The organism is Alteromonas sp. P256 (assembly GCF_036864455.1).
Classification (GTDB): Bacteria; Pseudomonadota; Gammaproteobacteria; order Enterobacterales; family Alteromonadaceae; genus Alteromonas.
Genome location: NZ_JAZETM010000003.1, coordinates 213,002 through 229,550, shown reverse-complemented (window position 1 = coordinate 229,550; position 16,549 = coordinate 213,002). Strand labels below are relative to the sequence as shown.

14 protein-coding genes are annotated in these 16,549 nt (G+C 43.0%); 5 read left to right on the top strand and 9 right to left on the bottom strand.

Annotation, left to right across the window (positions count from 1 at the left end):
* Positions 1–233 precede the first annotated feature (233 nt).
* The 3 genes from V7R39_RS06625 to pnp all read right to left on the bottom strand — a co-directional run bounded on the left by V7R39_RS06625 (position 234) and on the right by pnp (position 4,405).
* A complete protein-coding gene (locus V7R39_RS06625; protein ID WP_334029526.1) occupies positions 234–1,580 on the bottom strand; it encodes an MATE family efflux transporter in 1,347 nt (448 codons plus the stop codon).
* Positions 1,581–1,879: 299 nt separating this feature from the next.
* Positions 1,880–2,173 carry a DUF1244 domain-containing protein gene (locus tag V7R39_RS06620; protein ID WP_032096480.1) on the bottom strand — a complete coding sequence of 98 codons (294 nt, stop codon included), beginning with the start codon at positions 2,171–2,173 and terminating at the stop codon, positions 1,880–1,882.
* Positions 2,174–2,293: 120 nt separating this feature from the next.
* A complete protein-coding gene (pnp, locus tag V7R39_RS06615) occupies positions 2,294–4,405 on the bottom strand; it encodes a polyribonucleotide nucleotidyltransferase (protein WP_334029525.1) in 2,112 nt (703 codons plus the stop codon).
* Positions 4,406–4,704: 299 nt separating this feature from the next.
* Here pnp and V7R39_RS06610 point away from each other — a divergent pair, with 299 nt between their 5' ends.
* Positions 4,705–5,256, top strand: coding sequence for an HNH endonuclease (locus V7R39_RS06610; RefSeq protein ID WP_334029523.1), 552 nt, complete (start codon positions 4,705–4,707; stop codon positions 5,254–5,256).
* On the opposite strand, the gene V7R39_RS06605 is transcribed toward V7R39_RS06610, so the two are convergent.
* The 4 genes from V7R39_RS06605 to V7R39_RS06590 form a co-directional block, all read right to left on the bottom strand.
* Positions 5,253–6,191: a mechanosensitive ion channel family protein gene (locus V7R39_RS06605; protein ID WP_438823527.1), complete on the bottom strand. Its 939-nt coding sequence runs from the start codon at positions 6,189–6,191 to the stop codon at positions 5,253–5,255. The two genes, V7R39_RS06610 and V7R39_RS06605, sit on opposite strands and share 4 nt — an antisense overlap.
* Before the next feature lie 184 nt (positions 6,192–6,375).
* Positions 6,376–7,623, bottom strand: a complete 1,248-nt coding sequence (locus tag V7R39_RS06600) for a glutamate-5-semialdehyde dehydrogenase (protein WP_334029521.1) — start codon at positions 7,621–7,623, stop codon at positions 6,376–6,378.
* Positions 7,620–8,729, bottom strand: a complete 1,110-nt coding sequence (gene proB, locus V7R39_RS06595) for a glutamate 5-kinase (protein WP_032096484.1) — start codon at positions 8,727–8,729, stop codon at positions 7,620–7,622. Before proB ends, V7R39_RS06600 begins: the two co-directional genes overlap by 4 nt.
* Positions 8,730–8,903: 174 nt before the next feature.
* Positions 8,904–9,266, bottom strand: coding sequence for a hypothetical protein (locus V7R39_RS06590; protein WP_334029518.1), 363 nt, complete (start codon positions 9,264–9,266; stop codon positions 8,904–8,906).
* 1,033 nt (positions 9,267–10,299) lie between these two features.
* Here V7R39_RS06590 and V7R39_RS06585 point away from each other — a divergent pair.
* Both V7R39_RS06585 and V7R39_RS06580 read left to right on the top strand, forming a co-directional pair.
* Positions 10,300–10,881, top strand: a complete 582-nt coding sequence (locus V7R39_RS06585; protein WP_334029516.1) for a hypothetical protein — start codon at positions 10,300–10,302, stop codon at positions 10,879–10,881.
* 99 nt (positions 10,882–10,980) lie between these two features.
* The gene (locus V7R39_RS06580) at positions 10,981–11,811 is read left to right on the top strand and encodes an HAD family hydrolase (RefSeq protein ID WP_334029514.1); all 831 of its coding nucleotides are present in this window, start codon (positions 10,981–10,983) and stop codon (positions 11,809–11,811) included.
* Positions 11,812–11,928: 117 nt separating this feature from the next.
* Here the strand turns inward: V7R39_RS06580 and V7R39_RS06575 are convergent, their stop codons facing one another.
* Together V7R39_RS06575 and V7R39_RS06570 are read right to left on the bottom strand one after the other, a co-directional pair.
* Entirely contained in the window at positions 11,929–12,633 is a 705-nt protein-coding gene (locus V7R39_RS06575; protein ID WP_334029512.1) for an SDR family NAD(P)-dependent oxidoreductase, read from the bottom strand.
* A 55-nt stretch (positions 12,634–12,688) separates the two neighbouring features.
* Positions 12,689–13,213 (bottom strand): DUF2878 domain-containing protein, encoded by a 525-nt coding sequence (locus tag V7R39_RS06570; protein WP_334029510.1) that lies wholly within the window; start codon positions 13,211–13,213, stop codon positions 12,689–12,691.
* A 193-nt stretch (positions 13,214–13,406) separates the two neighbouring features.
* Between V7R39_RS06570 and V7R39_RS06565 the strand changes: the two genes are divergently transcribed.
* Together V7R39_RS06565 and gdhA are read left to right on the top strand one after the other, a co-directional pair.
* The gene (locus tag V7R39_RS06565; RefSeq protein ID WP_334029508.1) at positions 13,407–15,035 is read left to right on the top strand and encodes a diacylglycerol kinase family protein; all 1,629 of its coding nucleotides are present in this window, start codon (positions 13,407–13,409) and stop codon (positions 15,033–15,035) included.
* 8 nt (positions 15,036–15,043) lie between these two features.
* Positions 15,044–16,396 carry an NADP-specific glutamate dehydrogenase gene (gene gdhA, locus V7R39_RS06560; RefSeq protein ID WP_334029507.1) on the top strand — a complete coding sequence of 451 codons (1,353 nt, stop codon included), beginning with the start codon at positions 15,044–15,046 and terminating at the stop codon, positions 16,394–16,396.
* Positions 16,397–16,549 lie beyond the last annotated feature (153 nt).

Here is a 16,549-nt window from a genome sequence, read left to right as displayed (position 1 = left end):
CATCTAAATTAAGGTAGCCTTTCAACAGCGGTAACGCAAAGGACTAATAAAGAATAATCGTTACAAAACGTTAAAGCACGATGCAACGTCAAAGAGTAGCCGCTGGTGTGGCTCGAGATAAATTGGTACAACCCTCCCTTTATTATTCTCAACTTAGTAAGTTTGAGTCGTAATTTTCTTTGCTGTAGGAGTTCTTTTAGGAGTTCTTTTAGGAGTTCTTTTAGGAGTCTTTTTTAAGAGCTTGGGCCCTTAACTCGATTAATCTCTCTAGTGGTATAGAAGAAAGCAATAATGGCGCTTAAGATAACCACAGTCACTATGGTGTAGAACATGGATACCATGGGATAGTCCCACATCACGATGAGCACATAATTTATCGAAGCAGGCACCACAAGCTGTCGGGCAATCCCAAGATACATCGGAAACATGGGCTTTTGCATTGCCTGCAAAATAGCCACACTTTGAAACAGAACAACGTACGCATAAAACGCTAACGTATCAATTCGAAGGTAAGTGACACCCGTATTTTTAATGGCATTGTCGTCACTGAAAAGACCCATTGCCATTGGCGATAGAAAATACATCACCGGAATAGACACAACTGCCATTAAGAAACCGATTAACAATCCTTTTCGGTACGTCTGTGCTACTCGATCGTAATAACCCACGCCCATGTTCTGTCCCGCAATGGCCATTACAGCACTGTTTAAACCTAGTGCTGGCAGTAAAAGTACCTGCTCAAGGCGAAGACCAACGGTGTACCCTGCCACGTGTTCGCTCCCGAATTGACCTATAAGCGCGACGGTAATAAACCCACCTAAAATAATAGTCAGCATGTTGAAGCTGGCAGGTAAAATTTGTTTCAGAAGATCGAGCCAACGTTTTTTATCAAAGGTGGGCATTACCGATATATTTAAGCGCTTCGTAAGTACACGAAGCAGGTAAAAGGCAGTAGCAAACTTTATCACTACGGTAGCCAGTGCTATGCCGCTTACCCCTAAATCGAGCGCGAAGGTAAATAGCGGATTAAGTCCAAAATTCGCAAAAAAACCAATCATCAGGGCGTTGCGATTAGATTTCGTATCTCCCAGTGCCATCAACGCACCAGCAGCACCGAACGATAAAGTGAAGCCTACGGTGCCTGCTAGCGTTACCCATAGATACTCCATCGCCAGTGGCTCAATATGAGGCTCAGCACCAAGCAACACCACCAAGGGTCGCGCCGCAAAGTAACCTAAAATACATGAAAGTGCACTGAAGGCGATGGCAATGCCGCTTACATTGTCTAGCCACCCTTTAACTTCGTGAGTCTCTCCTCGTCCAGCCCCGGGCGCAATCATTGCAGATGCACCAGTTTGAATACCAATACCGATTGATAAAAGTAAAAAGAAAACACTTGATGCGATAGATAAGCCTGCAAGCGCATTATCTGACAAATAGCCGGCAAACCACGTATCTGTGAGGTTATACAAGGTGTTGAAAATCATGCCCGTTGAGGCGGGGATTGCCAAGCGTACCATGTGAGAGAATATGGAACCTTCTGTCAGCGATGGATCAGATTTTTTCAAGGCTTCTTGCATTTAGCTTCTCCAGCTATGTCGAGTAGGCGCAGTGACATACGATTTTTAAGCTAATAGAAGCACCCTCCCTTAGAAACACTGTCCCTTAGAAACACTGTCCCTTAGAAACACTGTTCCTATATCAACAATAAAAAATCTGTACAGCAGTATTAGGGCGTCTTGATCTTTGCTGCACAAAGAACACTACGCCCTGAGTATACAAGAGTTACGTAATTTAAGGGTTTAAGTTTATTATGAGACAACAAACTTTTTGTACTGCTGCCTCAACGGTATCGAGATGCTTGAGGGAAAGGAAACCCTTACTTATTTTGTCTTGCCGCTAATTTTTCTAACTGTTCATCAGAAGCCGGCAGCTGGTGATTTTCTTTCCACTGAGAATAAGGCATCTTGTAAACTACTTCACGTGCCGCGTCATAATCTATTTCAACGCCCTTATCGTTTGCAGCAGCTGAGTACCACTTTGCTAAACAATTACGGCAGAAGTCAGCCAGAATCATTAGGTCGATATTTTGCACATCTTTGTTGGCATCAAGGTGCTCTACTAAGCGACGAAAAACTGCTGCTTCTACTTCGGTTTGCGTTTGTTTATCCATTTTTAATCCTTAGCTGTAAAACTCATTTTCACAAAACAAAAAAGGGAGCCAGGCTCCCTTTTTATAACTTTCTTTTTAACTTCGTTGTTTAACTACGGTGTTTACCGCATGTAAACATACTTACTCTGCGTCGTCAGACTTTGGAGCAGGTCTTTCTAGAAGTTCTTTAATGCTTAAACGTACACGGTTCTGGCGATCAATTTCCATAACCTTAACGTCAACCATTTCGCCTTCTTTAAGGTAATCAGTTACTTTGTTCACTCGCTCATGAGCGATTTGTGAAATGTGAACAAGACCTTCTTTACCTGGAAGTACTTCTACGAAAGCACCGAAGTCAACGATGCGGGTAATTTTACCGTTATAGGTTTTACCCACTTCAATTTCAGCAGTCACTTGCTCAATCTTAGCAATAGCGATTTCTGCTTTCGCACGCTCTGTTGCAAAGATTTTGATAGTGCCGTCATCTTCAATCTCGATGTTGGTATCAGATTCTTCAGTAATTTGGCGAATCATTGCTCCGCCTTTACCAATGACGTCACGAATCTTGTCTTGGTCAACTTTCATGGTGTAAATGCGCGGTGCAAATTCACTAAGCTCTTCACGGTGACCACCAATCGCTTCGTCCATCACTTTAAGAATATGCAAACGAGCTTCTTTAGCTTGCTTAAGCGCAATCTGCATGATTTCTTTAGTAATACCTTCAATCTTTATGTCCATCTGAAGTGCAGTAATACCGTCGGTAGTACCCGCAACTTTAAAGTCCATGTCGCCAAGGTGATCTTCGTCGCCAAGGATGTCTGAAAGTACAACAAAGTTTTCGTCGCTCTTCACTAGACCCATTGCAATACCTGCAACTGATGCCTTAATAGGAACACCAGCATCCATTAGCGCAAGTGACGTACCGCACACTGATGCCATAGATGATGAACCGTTAGACTCAGTGATTTCAGATACCACGCGTACTACGTACGGGAATTCTTCTTCACTTGGCATAACTGCTTGGATACCACGTTTCGCTAGACGGCCGTGGCCAATCTCACGACGCTTTGGAGACCCAACAAAACCAGTCTCGCCTACACAGTATGGAGGGAAGTTGTAGTGAAGCATGAAACGACTGTCGCTCTTGCCTTGAAGCTCGTCAATCATCTGTGCGTCACGTTCTGTACCTAGTGTTGCCGCTACGATTGCCTGAGTTTCACCACGTGTGAACAACGAAGAACCATGAGTACGTGGAAGAATACCAGTCGCTACGTCGATAGCACGGATCATCTTAGGATCACGACCGTCAATACGAGGTGCACCTGAAAGAATGCGAGAGCGCACTACGTCAGATTCAAGGTCGTGAAGAAGCTCAAGCACTTCTTTTTGGTCTTGTTCTTCATCTTCAGCAACAATCGCCGCTAGCGCTTTGTCTGTTGCAGCAACTACAGCGTTTTTACGCTCTAGCTTGTCAGAAATTTGGTAAGCCGCCGTCATTTCTGCTTCAGCAAGTGCTTTCACTTTATCTTTAAGCGACGTATTTTCTTCTTCTGGCTTCCAGTCCCACTTTTCAGTGCCGACTTCTGCTGCGAATTCGTTAACCGCAGTAACGACTGCTTGCATTTGCTCGTGACCGTACATAACGGCGCCAAGCATAGTATCTTCTGAAAGCACAGCAGCTTCAGATTCAACCATTAATACTGCCGCTTCAGTACCGGCAACAACTAAATCAAGCTCACTTGATTCTTGCTCTCCTGCGCGAGTGTTAAGAATGTATTCACCGTTACTGAAACCTACTCGTGCGGCACCAATTGGGCCGTTGAAAGGCATACCAGAAATCGCTAACGCTGCTGATGTACCAATAAGAGAGATGATATCAGTTGGAATATCTGGGTTAGCAGACATTACCGTAATGATGATTTGAACTTCGTTTTTGAAGCCTTCAGGGAAAAGTGGACGAATTGGACGGTCAATAAGACGTGCAATTAACGTTTCACCCTCAGATGGACGGCCTTCACGTTTGAAGAATCCACCAGGAATTTTACCCGCAGCATACGCTTTTTCTTGGTAATTAACTGTTAGAGGAAAGAAGTCTTGATTCGCATTTGCTTCTTTCTTGCCAACTACCGATACCAATACAGACGTGTCGTCCATACTCGCTAGAACCGCTGCTGTTGCCTGACGAGCGATTACGCCCGTTTCTAGAGTTACAGTATGCTGACCATACTGAAATGATTTAGTAATAGGAGTCACTATTTGTCCTTTAATTTCAATCTTTATTTATCGCTTTTAATTGCGGCGCTTAGTATAGCTATGAACGCTGAATTTTGCCATCGTCAAATGCGAGCTAACATTGAAATTATTATGTATTTATCTCCTCTATTCCCCACCGCGGCTTTATGACTATATTAAATGTGATGACATGGCTATATTTTCATCACAATGCAATAAACTGATGCCATAAAATCGAGTATGCTGGTGTTTGAGCAACGGTCAAAAATAACAACCTCACAAAATAACTGTATAAAACAAATGTGCGTTAAGGGGAATTTATGCTTGTGCTAAGACTGAATAAGGCTGGAATGCCACAAGAGTGGATAGATATAGAACACGCCGCCAAACTGTATTGTCAGGACAAGGTGTTGTTTGAACTTGGTACAGACGCCATCACGCTTAAAGGAGGCTGGAATCACGCTGGCATTCAAAGTGAGCTGTCGTTATCGAGTATCATCGCTTGCGATGGCAAGGTCACTGATATGAGCGGAAAAATTGCGTTAACTAATAAGTACCTTTTTCGCCGCGATAATTACATGTGCCTTTATTGCGGTGCACAGTTTGCGCCAAAACAGCTTACTCGCGATCATATTCTACCCCGCTCTCGGGGCGGTAAAGACAACTGGACTAACGTCGCTTCTGCCTGTCAGCGATGCAACCACGCCAAAGGCGCAAAGACCCCCGAAGAAGCTAGCATGCCCTTACTCGCCGTTCCTTTCAGACCAAACGTGTATGAGCGTTTTTACTTGATGAACAGGAAAATTCTCGCAGACCAGATGGCCTTTTTACAAAATCATTTCACTCGAAATCGGCAATGGACATGTAGTTAGAAACCACCGCCACCAGCTGATGGCTGTGTCGCAGCACCAAGATGTTGCGGCACCCCGATAGCGGTTTGCTCTGAGGTATTGCCCAGTAGATTGTCCTCTTTCATCGCTCTAAACCACAGGCTTAGCCAATCTGAACACATCTTGTGTTCTAATTCATGGGCTTCAGCGGTGGGGCAAAACAAACTGACTTTTACCACAACTTTAGCTAATTCGTTGGTCTTGATTTCAACTTCAGGGTCAATACGAATAAACTCTTGTTCCAGGTGACGCTCAATTAATCCTTTATACCTTTCAGCAACATCGCGAAAGTATTCGCAGTGCGCTTGCGCTCTGGCGTGAAATGCAGGCAATAAACTGTAAGCGTTAACGGTGGGTTCATTAACGATTTCAAAGGAATGCAGTCTGTAGCGGCGCATAAAGTTGAGGTTTTTGACGGTTTGTGTCACTAGCTGGCTATTGGGCACATAAACGTGCTTGCCGGTAAAGTTGAAGGTTTCAGGGTCTACTTCCAGCAATGCTGTTTTCGCCCAGTCCATTTCGACAACTTCACCAATCACGTTATTCATTTGGATCCAGTCACCCACACGAAACGGTCTGGCGCCAAGGTAGTAGATAAACCCCATGAAGCACTGAATAAACTCTCTGGTAGCAAGCACTATGGCCACCATAAATGCCGCAATGGATATTGCCAAGGTTTGTATTTCCGATGACCACACTACCATCAGCAGTATTATGATTAATGCATTACCTAGTTGCTCAAGAATGTTGATTTGGTTTCGTCGGTCTTCTCCGTGGCGAGTGCTTCTATGTTTAATTAGGCGTAACAGCCCTTTTTTTACATAGTGAAGTATTACGATCAATAAAATAGAGGCCACTAGTTTGTATTCGTTCGCATAAGCAATAAGTTGCTGCAATATTTTCTCTGGCTCTATCATTATCTGCACGCATGTACTCCGAGACGTAAATTGAAAATTTAGTAAAAAAAAGCGCTGACGAGTGTCAGCGCTTTGCATTATGAAGCACGCAACTTGCCGGCACAATGCCGACCAGTCGGAATACCAAAGGAACATCAAAAGAATGTCATAAGTAACACCTTATGAATGTCTATGGAAATAAGATTTACGCGCGAATTTGACCTTCGCCGTTAACCAAATATTTTTCCGACGTTAGCGATTCAAGACCCATTGGTCCATAGGCGTGCAGTTTGGTTGTTGCGATACCAATTTCGGCACCTAAGCCTAGCTGACTACCATCAGAGAAACGCGATGATGCATTTACCATTACCACACTGGCATCAACGGCGCGTTGGAACAACTTAGCTTTTGCTTTGTCTTTCGTGCAGATAACTTCAGTATGATTACTACCAAATTGTGCAATATGGTCGATTGCACCGTCAAAATCGTCAACCACGCGAATGGCGATTTCAAGACCAAGATACTCTTCACCGTAACCACTTTCGTCAATTACATCCGCGCCTTCAAAATAAGAAGCGCCTTTGCTATCTACGTGAACTTTTACATTTTGCTCTTTGAACGCACGAGCGACGCGAGGCAAAAATTCACCCGCAATTGCTTGGTGAACAACTAAACCTTCTAATGCATTACATACACCCGTACGCTGCGTTTTACCGTTAAGTAAAATTTCTAGTGCATTGTCTAAGTCAGCATCGCTGTCTACGTACAGATGGCATACACCTTTAAAGTGCTGGATAACTGGCACTTTTGAGTTCTCGGTCACGTAGTTGATCAGGCCTTCACCGCCGCGAGGGATTATCACATCAATATAGTCTCTCTGCTCCATGAGCTCTTGCATCAGCGCGCGGTCAGGATTTGGCACCACGGTGACAAGCGCTTTTGGCAAGTTGTGCTTTTCAAGCGTCTCTTGCATTAGCTCTGCTATCGCAAGGCTGGTATCTAGCGCTTCTTTACCACCACGCAGTATTACCGCGTTACCTGATTTGAAGCACAGAGCACCAGCATCTGCCGTTACATTTGGGCGTGCTTCGTATATCATACACACTACACCAAGTGGTATACGCATTTTCTTAATTTCGATGCCATTAGGGCGCGTGCCGAACACACGTTCTTTGCCCACTGGATCGTCAAGTTCAACGATAACTTCGATGCCTTCGGCCATTGATTCAATGCGCTCATCGTCAAGGATCAAACGGTCAATCATTGCGGCATCTAAATTATTTTCTTTAGCTCGTGCAACTTCTTTCTCATTCACAGCAATAATTTTGTCTTTATTTGCTCGGATCGCTGCAGCCATGTCAGTTAACACCGCGTTTTTCTGGCTCTCATCTAAAATTGCCAGTGTACGTGCAGCTTGTTTTGCTTGTTGTGCTAACTCAGTAATAATACTCATTCTTTCTCCAGGTTTGCTACGTGCTGATCAGAAATAATTGGCCCTGTCTTCTCTTCGAATTCATGGGCAAACTCATCACTTTCCTGATTAGCAATAAAATTTAATAGACAGCTACTATAATTCGATTTGGCTTTAACAAGTTTCGTTCCGTCTTCTTTGCGAACCAATATGGTATCGCCCACTGAAAACTCGCCTTTTACACCGATAATTTCGCTGCTTGTAAGTTGGTCGCTGTCCGTTATCAACGTGCCGTCAAAGTTACCTTCAATAATAACTTCACCTTGGGCGTTTGATGTGTGACGCATCCAATGTTCATTTTCTTTCATTGGTTTTTTGAACGGTCTAAAATGCGTGCCAGGGTTTTCACCGGCCAACAGCATATTAAACGACAATTCCGTAAAACCATTTATAATGTAGGTGTCTATGCCATGTGACACTGCTTTTTCTGCAGCTTCAATTTTGGTGCGCATACCGCCGGTGCCAACGCCACCTTTCACTGCACCGCCTGCCATGGCGTAAATACTCTCATCAATGGTATCCACCGATTTAAGCATCTTTGCATCATCGTGTTCGTGTGGGTTTTTATTGTATAACCCGTCAATGTCAGAACATATTATAAGTGCATCAGCATCCGCTGCCGCTGCAACCATTGCTGACAGGTTGTCGTTATCGCCAACTTTCAGCTTGTCGGTCGTAACCGTATCGTTTTCGTTTACGATTGGTAGAATGTTGTTATCAAGAAGACTGAAGATAGTTTCCCTGATACTGACATAACGCTCTCTGTCTCGTAAATCAGCGTGTGTTAGCAGCATTTGAGCAGATGGAAAGTCAAACAATCGATCCCAGGTTGCAATCATTTCTGTTTGCCCTGCAGCAGCCATAGCTTTTTTGACCGCTATGTTAGATTTTTCTTGATCTGCAAACATGTGTGAACCTGCAGCCACTGACCCCGAGGAAACTAAAACAACCTGGGTACCATTGGCTCTACAGCGCACAATGAATTGCGCAATGCTAAGTAAGTAGTGACTACTACACCCCTGTTGATTAGGTGCAATCAGTGCGCTTCCTACTTTTATAACTACGCGATTCCAATTTGGATGACTCATAATAAATATCTAACCTTTAGATTGTTGATTCGCAAATTCTTGGCCGGCGGTCGAATAATCCTATTTTAAAACCTATTGGCGTTAACCAGCCTTGAAGCAGCTGCAAACTTGCATGCTTCACAGTAATTTTTAACTTATTTATACTAAATTTAGACCATCTTTTTAAAATTGCATTCAACCACGCTGTTCCAGTGAACGAAGCGCACCTGAAGTTATCGATAAAAGAAATGGATTGGTCTTTGAAAAAAACCTGCGCTGAATTTCGGAAAAGGTGACTCCGATTAGCGCAATATTTTTACGCACCGGCAACAAACATACAGCCCATAGTGAGAGCTGCATTAGCAAGGCTACCGCGCATGATGTAGTGCCTGAGGGCTGGAGTTGTGTTAGAGAGAAACGTTTATCTGCTCCACTTTTTGACTGACCGTTTACTGAAGCATCAGCAAGGTTACTTTTCATCGGGCGATGCGTAAACACGCCTTTACCTAGCAGTGTTGTCGAAAACGCTGCCAGCGATATGTAACTTTCAGATGTCATATAGAAAACAAAGTCCTCTTCAGCCTCGGGGATCTAATCATTATTTTACACTCGAGTTATTCGCATATTTTTTTCCAAGTGCTATTTACATCGAGCAATAATCATTAGAGTTCAAATAATATATAGATTTATGAGAATATTTCAAGAGCAAATTATGCCCAACTTGCATTCAGCACTAGGAGCACGATGTTTTTCGCTTAGCGTGTTTCACGAGCAAAACAGATTCATAATTTTTATTTTATTTCTATTTTTCAAGCAATTAAAAAAACACCATTTACTATGAAACAATATTATCAGTTAGAATATTAAACAAAATTCAACCAATTACATAGATAACAAAACATTTGCGTCCTAAATGAAACAAACCACCCTTTCTGAACAAATAACATTCTAAAGAAGCTATCTCTTAGCTTTATTTATATATTTTAAAATAGTTTTATGACAACGAGTAAAGCGTCGTTTTTAAATTAGAAAATAGACTTGCCTTTCACTTACTACATTTTTTTACCTTCTAGTGAAGTAAAAATTCTTGAGCGTGTTGAACAAGTCATCTACGGGGAATACACCGTGTTATTTTTGCAAATGCCGTGAAAAACCGACACACCCTCATTTTTGTATTGAACCTGTAGTTAGATTAAATAGAAAGCCGTTGTCAGCTTCGAGCACAAATATCTCTTTTATAAATGTAATTTAACTCTTCTATTTAGTTCATTATATTCAACGAGATACAGCAATACATCAGTATATTATTTATCGCTACGGGTGAATGGGGGCAACTAACCATTACTTTGGTGCGATAACATTTATGAACGGAATACATCTTGTATGCATATGTTAACTGGTTAATTTGTATAGCCGAATTGATATTGCACCTTCAACTGCATGGCAGTTCACACCCTACACGCTATTTAATTAACAATTGTATGGTTAACATCGTTAACGACTAAAAACAAAAATAGGATGTTAAATTTTTATCAATCAATACTTTGGTTTGCGTGAATGCAGCTGTAAATATTTAAATATGGGAGTTCCAATGAAAAGCGACAACCAAAATAAAACTACGTCACGAGAGAGTAGCAACACCAATATACGAGCAGCGATTGTCTCAAGTGACAAGCTCCAGGTTGCTGCTATATTTGATACTACTGACGAGGCAAAAATTGCATTGAGACGGGTTGAAGAAGAAACAAGCGTTGCTTCGCACCAAAGCCAGCTAATAGTGCCATCCGACCCAAAATTAAGCGAAAAGCTAGAACGAAAATCTTCATCCATAGCAAACACCCTTTGGACGTCGCACCTAGCGTTGTCTGGAGTAGGTTTTGTTTTAGGTATGATTGCTGCGTTTCTTCTAACGCAGTATGGACCAGCGCTTACGCAACAAAACCCTATATTTACCTACATAGCGCTGATTAGCCCAGGGACGTTTATCGGTATGTTTGTGGCGGGCTTAATAGCACTGCGACCAGATCGCAACGAAATCGTCTTGAATGTGAGCGAAGCAGCTCGCAACGGAAAAGCGGCATTAATTATTAATCTACGTAAATCACAATGCGCAAAAACAATTTCAGGTCTGCTGCAGCAACAAAGCAATAATGTGGTGCAATCGATTAAATAAATTACATAGACCTTCCGTTCTATTAAACTATAGAGTAAAGATCCCGTATCATGGGGTCTTTATCGTATAACCTCCTACATTATTGACCGGATAGTATCTATGGATTTAATTTTTTTCGATTTGGACGGAACGTTACTGAACAAGTCATCCGAAATATCGGATTACACCAGAGAGACACTTGCGCTTCTCAATGAACGCGATATTGCATACACCGTGGCAACTGGGAGGACGATGCACTCTGCACAGCATGTGATTGGGCAACAGCCCTTTGTACTGCCACATATATACAACAATGGTGTCGCTATCTGGGACCCTACTGGTAATGCCCTTACGCTAGAGAACCTGCTTAGCGACAACGAAGCCACCACTATTATTGAATGTGCTACCCGCAATGGAATTACGCCTTTTATCAATACGGTGGATGTAAATACCCAACATCACGACCACATCATTTTTCATCACGCACCGCAGCATGATATTGAGAAAAACCTCATCAACAAATATTTTTCAAAAACGAAAGCTGCCCTACTCCCAATTGACCACATGCCTTCTCAGGCACATATTACCAATATCAGTATGATAGGTGATGGAAATGTTATTCGACAGATGTGGAACGAGCTTAATGCCAACGACAGCTTAATTGCCTATTCAGGCCCTGCGATTGAAGGCGATGAATATCGGTGGATGGATGTGCATCACAAACTCGCTAGCAAGGGCAGTGCCGTTGAAATATTAAAGCAGCAATTAGGAGCGACAAACGTAATCTGCTTTGGAGATAGCGATAACGACATGAGTATGTTTGCGATAGCGGATGAGGCCTACGCGCCAAGTAATGCAAAACCGCCCATTAAAGAGGCTGCATCGTCAATCATAGGGCATCATCACGAAGATGGGGTTGCACGATTTTTAAGAGAACGATTTTCTCTTTAAAAAACACTTTTGGCAAATTGATATCAAGTCAAAGAATTTGCCAGACCTTAGTGCTGCTACACTCAGAAGGCTGCCAAAAGCACCGGCAGCCTTTGCAAGTAGATTTACGACTAACATTTACCAAGCAATTTCTTTTCGTTCTTTAAAGAACTTGCCGTTGGGCACATCGTTTGCCAACGTTGCTAGCCATATTGCAGCATCGGCCCCCTCCTCAGGGGTTTTAGGTGCATCTGAACCACCCATCCTCGTGTGCACCCAACCGGGAGTCATACTATTTACCGCGACATCAATCTCTTTATCTTCTTTTGCATTGTCTACTACCGCAGCCATCTTCACGGTTAGTGCGTTAACGGCTGCTTTTGATATTGCATAAGAAAATGGACCTGCTAGTGATTCATGAAAACTACCATAGCTAGAACTGACGTTGATAATCCGGCCAAATCCTCGCTCAATCATTTTCGGGAGGGTCTGCTGAATTAATGTTAACGGTGCGAAAACATTGACTTGCATAGACGATGCAAATGACTCGGAGGTCACGTCGGTCCATTGGGTATCGTCTAACACACCAGCGTTATTAATTAAAATATCAATAGGCCCAAAAACCGCTTCTGCTCTTGTAAATGCGTCTATAATGGCAGACTCATTGTCCAAAGGCATTTCGATGACGTGGAGATCTCCACCAACAATATCTTTTTTCGCTTCTAGTCCTGCATCTTCGTCTCGACAGCCCATTAATACTTTGTAGCCTTTAGCAACCATCCCTTTGACAATCTCAAAGCCAACTCCCCTGTTGCCTCCGGTAACCAAAACATTTTTAGTCATAATCAATACACTCCTTGAGTTGATGAATGTAAAGCCGTTTTTCCGACGACTATTTTTAGGTATCTGACGATACAAACACGGTTGATAAATAAAAGCAAAATGGAAACACAATGCTCCACACAACCCCAATAATTACAAATGTAATAGGAATAGTGAATCCGAGTTCAACGGCATCGAAATTAGCTCCTGCAATGTAACTAAGCGGCGCAAAAATGGCGCCACCTAGTGCAGCTAGAAGTGGACGTCCCTTAAACACAGTGAGACTGTGGTACACGGTGCCAGCAAAGCCAGCCCATAGCAAACTGAGCCAAATAGGAATGGGTAACAAAGAAATATTGGCTTGCGCCTCAGTAAAGATGAAAACGCCTGATACAGTTAGTGCTGTATCGATAAGAGTGCCGATAACAAACATGGATGCCATCAGTTTTAGATCATTTTGACGTTCCCTTGAAAACCAAAGCCACAGAATGAGCAACCCAAAGACTGCAAGAACAGCTTGGTTCTGAAATAAAATCACTAGCCACCAAATGGTTTGAAACCATACAAAATTGGCAACCTTAACAACAACATCGTTTTTCATTGGACTCACTCGTTATTTACGAAACATCAGTTACGACTAGATAACCTCACTTACGACGACAACACAAACAAAGTTCATTATCTGCATGAGATGCAACGATTAGTGAGGGCCCTAAATTAGGTAGAAGAGTAAACGAAATTTAACCTTGTGCTGTATAGATAACTAATTGCAATAACAAAGGATATGTTTCGCCGTGAAGATGGTTAAATATTATATCGTCGGTGCACTGATAGCATTTGCTCTTCTACTTATGAGTCAATCTGTTGTCTTACAAATTTTACTAGGATGGACTTCGTTTTCTTTAGCAGCGGTGAGCAGTGCCTATATTTTCAACTATCCCTCTCTTTTTAGAAAACGCGATGATGGCTCCATCCCCTTTTATATACGCTGGATTTTCGTTCCTTTCCTATTCGGTTCATGGCTTTACAACGAATACGCGCGAAGAACTGATAAGGTGCCTCCTCTGCAGAAGGTGAAAGGCAATCTTTTTTTAGCGTGTCGAATGTCTGGTCAGCATGTTGACCTATTAAATGAAAATGATATTGCCGCCATACTTGATGTCACCGCCGAATTTGATGGTCTTGATTACACCGCGCTGCGCGAAGACTACCAATACCTCAATATTCCTGTGCTTGATCACACAAGTCCCACCTCAGAGCAACTTATTCATGCTATCAACTGGGTTGATCAACAGATAGCAGCTGGGCGCAATGTGGTTGTGCATTGTGCCTTAGGCAGAGGACGTTCTGTACTCGTGGTTGCGGCTTATTTGTTAGCAAAAGACTCATCGTTAACCGTTGACCAGGCCATGCAGAGTATTAATCAAATACGCAAAACTGCGAGGCTTAACAAGAAACAGCTATCTGCCTTAGAAAAGGTAAAAGAAGGTGGGCTACTTTCTCTACAACAGAATCTATTTCTTATCGCTAACCCCATAGCAGGGGGCGGCAAATGGTCGCAAAACAAAAGCCAGATATTGGCGCGACTAAACGAAAAATTCAATGTAACGGTAGCTGAAACTACCCCAGATGAAGATGGAAAAGTGCTGGCCCAAAAGGCAAAAGATGAAGGCGCCGATATCGTTGTGGCCTGCGGTGGAGATGGTACCTTAGCAGAGGTTGCCTCAATACTCGTTAATACCCCCCTTACCATGGGCTTTATTCCGTTAGGCACAGCGAACGCACTTAGCCAAGTGCTACACGGCTACATGAGCAAAGTAATGCCAATTGATATCGCCTGCGACACTATTATCGAAGGTAAAACGCTGTCTATTGATACGGCGAGCTGCAATGACAACATCATGTTACTCGTTGCTGCCGTAGGTTTTGAGGAACAAATGATTTCATCCGCAGATCGAGATGAAAAAAATGAAGGCGGTCAATTTGCCTATCTCAAAGGCCTGTGGAGCGCTATCAGTAACAATCAAAATATGAAGTTTCGCATTCAAACCGACGATGGTGACGAAGAGACGTTAACGACACCCAGTTTTGTGGTCGCCAATGCTGCCCCCATGTCAACGGCGCTAGCGCAAGGTGATGAGCCACCAGATATTACTGACGGAAAGCTTGACCTGACTTGGCTGATACCCCAAACCACACCTGATAAGCAACTGTTGTCATTGGCTGAATTAATATTGAGTCCCAGCGAAAGCAAGCGTCACTCAGAAAATATCCGTCATGCCCAGGCTAAAACAGTCACACTGACTTTCGATAGCACAGTGTCATATGCAGTAGATGGTGAAATCTATCAGGCAGACACCTTGTCGATAGCCACCTCTCCTAGAAGCCTCAATGTGCTTACCAATATAGAAAACAAGGAATAAATACCCACATGTCAAACGTCAGTAACTTTGATGAAATTTACGGTTTTTTAAATACAAAATTTGAAAACGAAAAAGAATATCTCCAGGCTGTTCATGAAGTACTAGAAGACATCATTCCAATTTACAATGCCAATAGCGCTTACAAACAAGCAGACGTCGTTCGCCGCCTGTGTTTACCAGAGCGGGTTATCTATTTCACGGTTTCCTGGGTAAGCTCAGAAGGAAACGTAGAAGTTAATCAAGGTTGGCGCGTGCAGCATAACGGCGCAATGGGTCCATACAAGGGCGGATTAAGATTTCATCCAACGGTGAATCTTTCAGTACTGAAGTTTTTGGCTTTCGAGCAATGCTTTAAAAACGCATTAACGGGCTTGCCAATGGGCGGTGGTAAAGGAGGCTCAGACTTTAACCCCAAAGGTAGAAGCGACCGTGACATTATGCTTTTTTGCCAGGCGTTTATGCGAGAACTTCAACGTCATATTGGTGCTAATACCGATATCCCTGCGGGCGACATCAACGTTGGAGCAAGAGAAATTGGCTACATGTACGGTGAGTATCGCCGATTGAACAACAAGTTTGAAGGCGTACTCACGGGTAAAGGCCTTGAATTTGGTGGAAGCTATGTGAGAACTGAGGCAACAGGATTTGGCCTTATCTACTTTACTGAGTCGGTGTGTAAGGCCAACGACACGGATCTCAACAATAAGCGCGTTGTGGTTTCTGGTGCGGGTAATGTTGCCCTACACGCTGCGCAAAAAGCCATTCAAAAAGGCGCTTGTGTTGTCACACTATCAAACAGTCGTGGGTTGTTGTTTTGCGACGAGGGTTTCAGCGAAGCAGACATCACGTGGGCTATCAAGCACCACACGGCATCAGACAATATCTTAGTAGATCTTAAAAAAAGAGGCGCTGGAGTGTGGTTTGAAAAAAAAACCCCTTGGCATATTAAATGCGATATCGCCCTACCCTGCGCGACACAAAATGAGCTTCACGAAGCCGACGCAAAAGAGCTATTGAAAAATGGATGTACTATGGTGCTAGAAGGGGCAAATATGCCATGTAGCATAGAAGCCCAAGAAACGTTCATCAGCAAAAATATTGCTTATGTACCTGGTAAAGCATCGAACGCAGGTGGCGTTGCCCTTTCTGGATTAGAAATGTCGCAAAATGCGATGTTTAGCCAACGTAGTGCCCACATTCTCGATGAAGAGCTACAGTCTATTATGCAAAGTATTCATGAGCGTTGCCTTGAGGAAGCCAAATTGCTAGCTAATCGAGACGGGTACATTAACTACATGAAAGGCGCAAACATCGCCGCGTTTAGAAGATTAGCGGATGCCATTGTTGCACAAGGCGTGTAAACCAACAGCGTAAAACTCCTTATGAAAAATTAGGCGTACAAAGTGTAAAAGCTGCTCATCTTTGTACGCCCACATCAAGTGCACGATTTAGTTTAAACAAAACCCTCTAATATTCAATATGATATAAAGTTCAGCATTATGGAATGGTTATCG

What these genes read in the sequence shown, in the direction of transcription:
- V7R39_RS06625 (WP_334029526.1), bottom strand. Translation starts at nt 1,580, where the DNA reads ATGCAAGAAGCCTTGAAAAAATCTGATCCATCGCTGACAGAAGGTTCC.
- V7R39_RS06620 (WP_032096480.1), bottom strand. Translation starts at nt 2,173, where the DNA reads ATGGATAAACAAACGCAAACCGAAGTAGAAGCAGCAGTTTTTCGTCGC.
- V7R39_RS06610 (WP_334029523.1), top strand. Translation starts at nt 4,705, where the DNA reads ATGCTTGTGCTAAGACTGAATAAGGCTGGAATGCCACAAGAGTGGATA.
- V7R39_RS06605 (WP_438823527.1), bottom strand. Translation starts at nt 6,191, where the DNA reads ATGATAGAGCCAGAGAAAATATTGCAGCAACTTATTGCTTATGCGAAC.
- V7R39_RS06600 (WP_334029521.1), bottom strand. Translation starts at nt 7,623, where the DNA reads ATGAGTATTATTACTGAGTTAGCACAACAAGCAAAACAAGCTGCACGT.
- proB (WP_032096484.1), bottom strand. Translation starts at nt 8,729, where the DNA reads ATGAGTCATCCAAATTGGAATCGCGTAGTTATAAAAGTAGGAAGCGCA.
- V7R39_RS06590 (WP_334029518.1), bottom strand. Translation starts at nt 9,266, where the DNA reads ATGACATCTGAAAGTTACATATCGCTGGCAGCGTTTTCGACAACACTG.
- V7R39_RS06585 (WP_334029516.1), top strand. Translation starts at nt 10,300, where the DNA reads ATGAAAAGCGACAACCAAAATAAAACTACGTCACGAGAGAGTAGCAAC.
- V7R39_RS06580 (WP_334029514.1), top strand. Translation starts at nt 10,981, where the DNA reads ATGGATTTAATTTTTTTCGATTTGGACGGAACGTTACTGAACAAGTCA.
- V7R39_RS06575 (WP_334029512.1), bottom strand. Translation starts at nt 12,633, where the DNA reads ATGACTAAAAATGTTTTGGTTACCGGAGGCAACAGGGGAGTTGGCTTT.
- V7R39_RS06570 (WP_334029510.1), bottom strand. Translation starts at nt 13,213, where the DNA reads ATGAAAAACGATGTTGTTGTTAAGGTTGCCAATTTTGTATGGTTTCAA.
- gdhA (WP_334029507.1), top strand. Translation starts at nt 15,044, where the DNA reads ATGTCAAACGTCAGTAACTTTGATGAAATTTACGGTTTTTTAAATACA.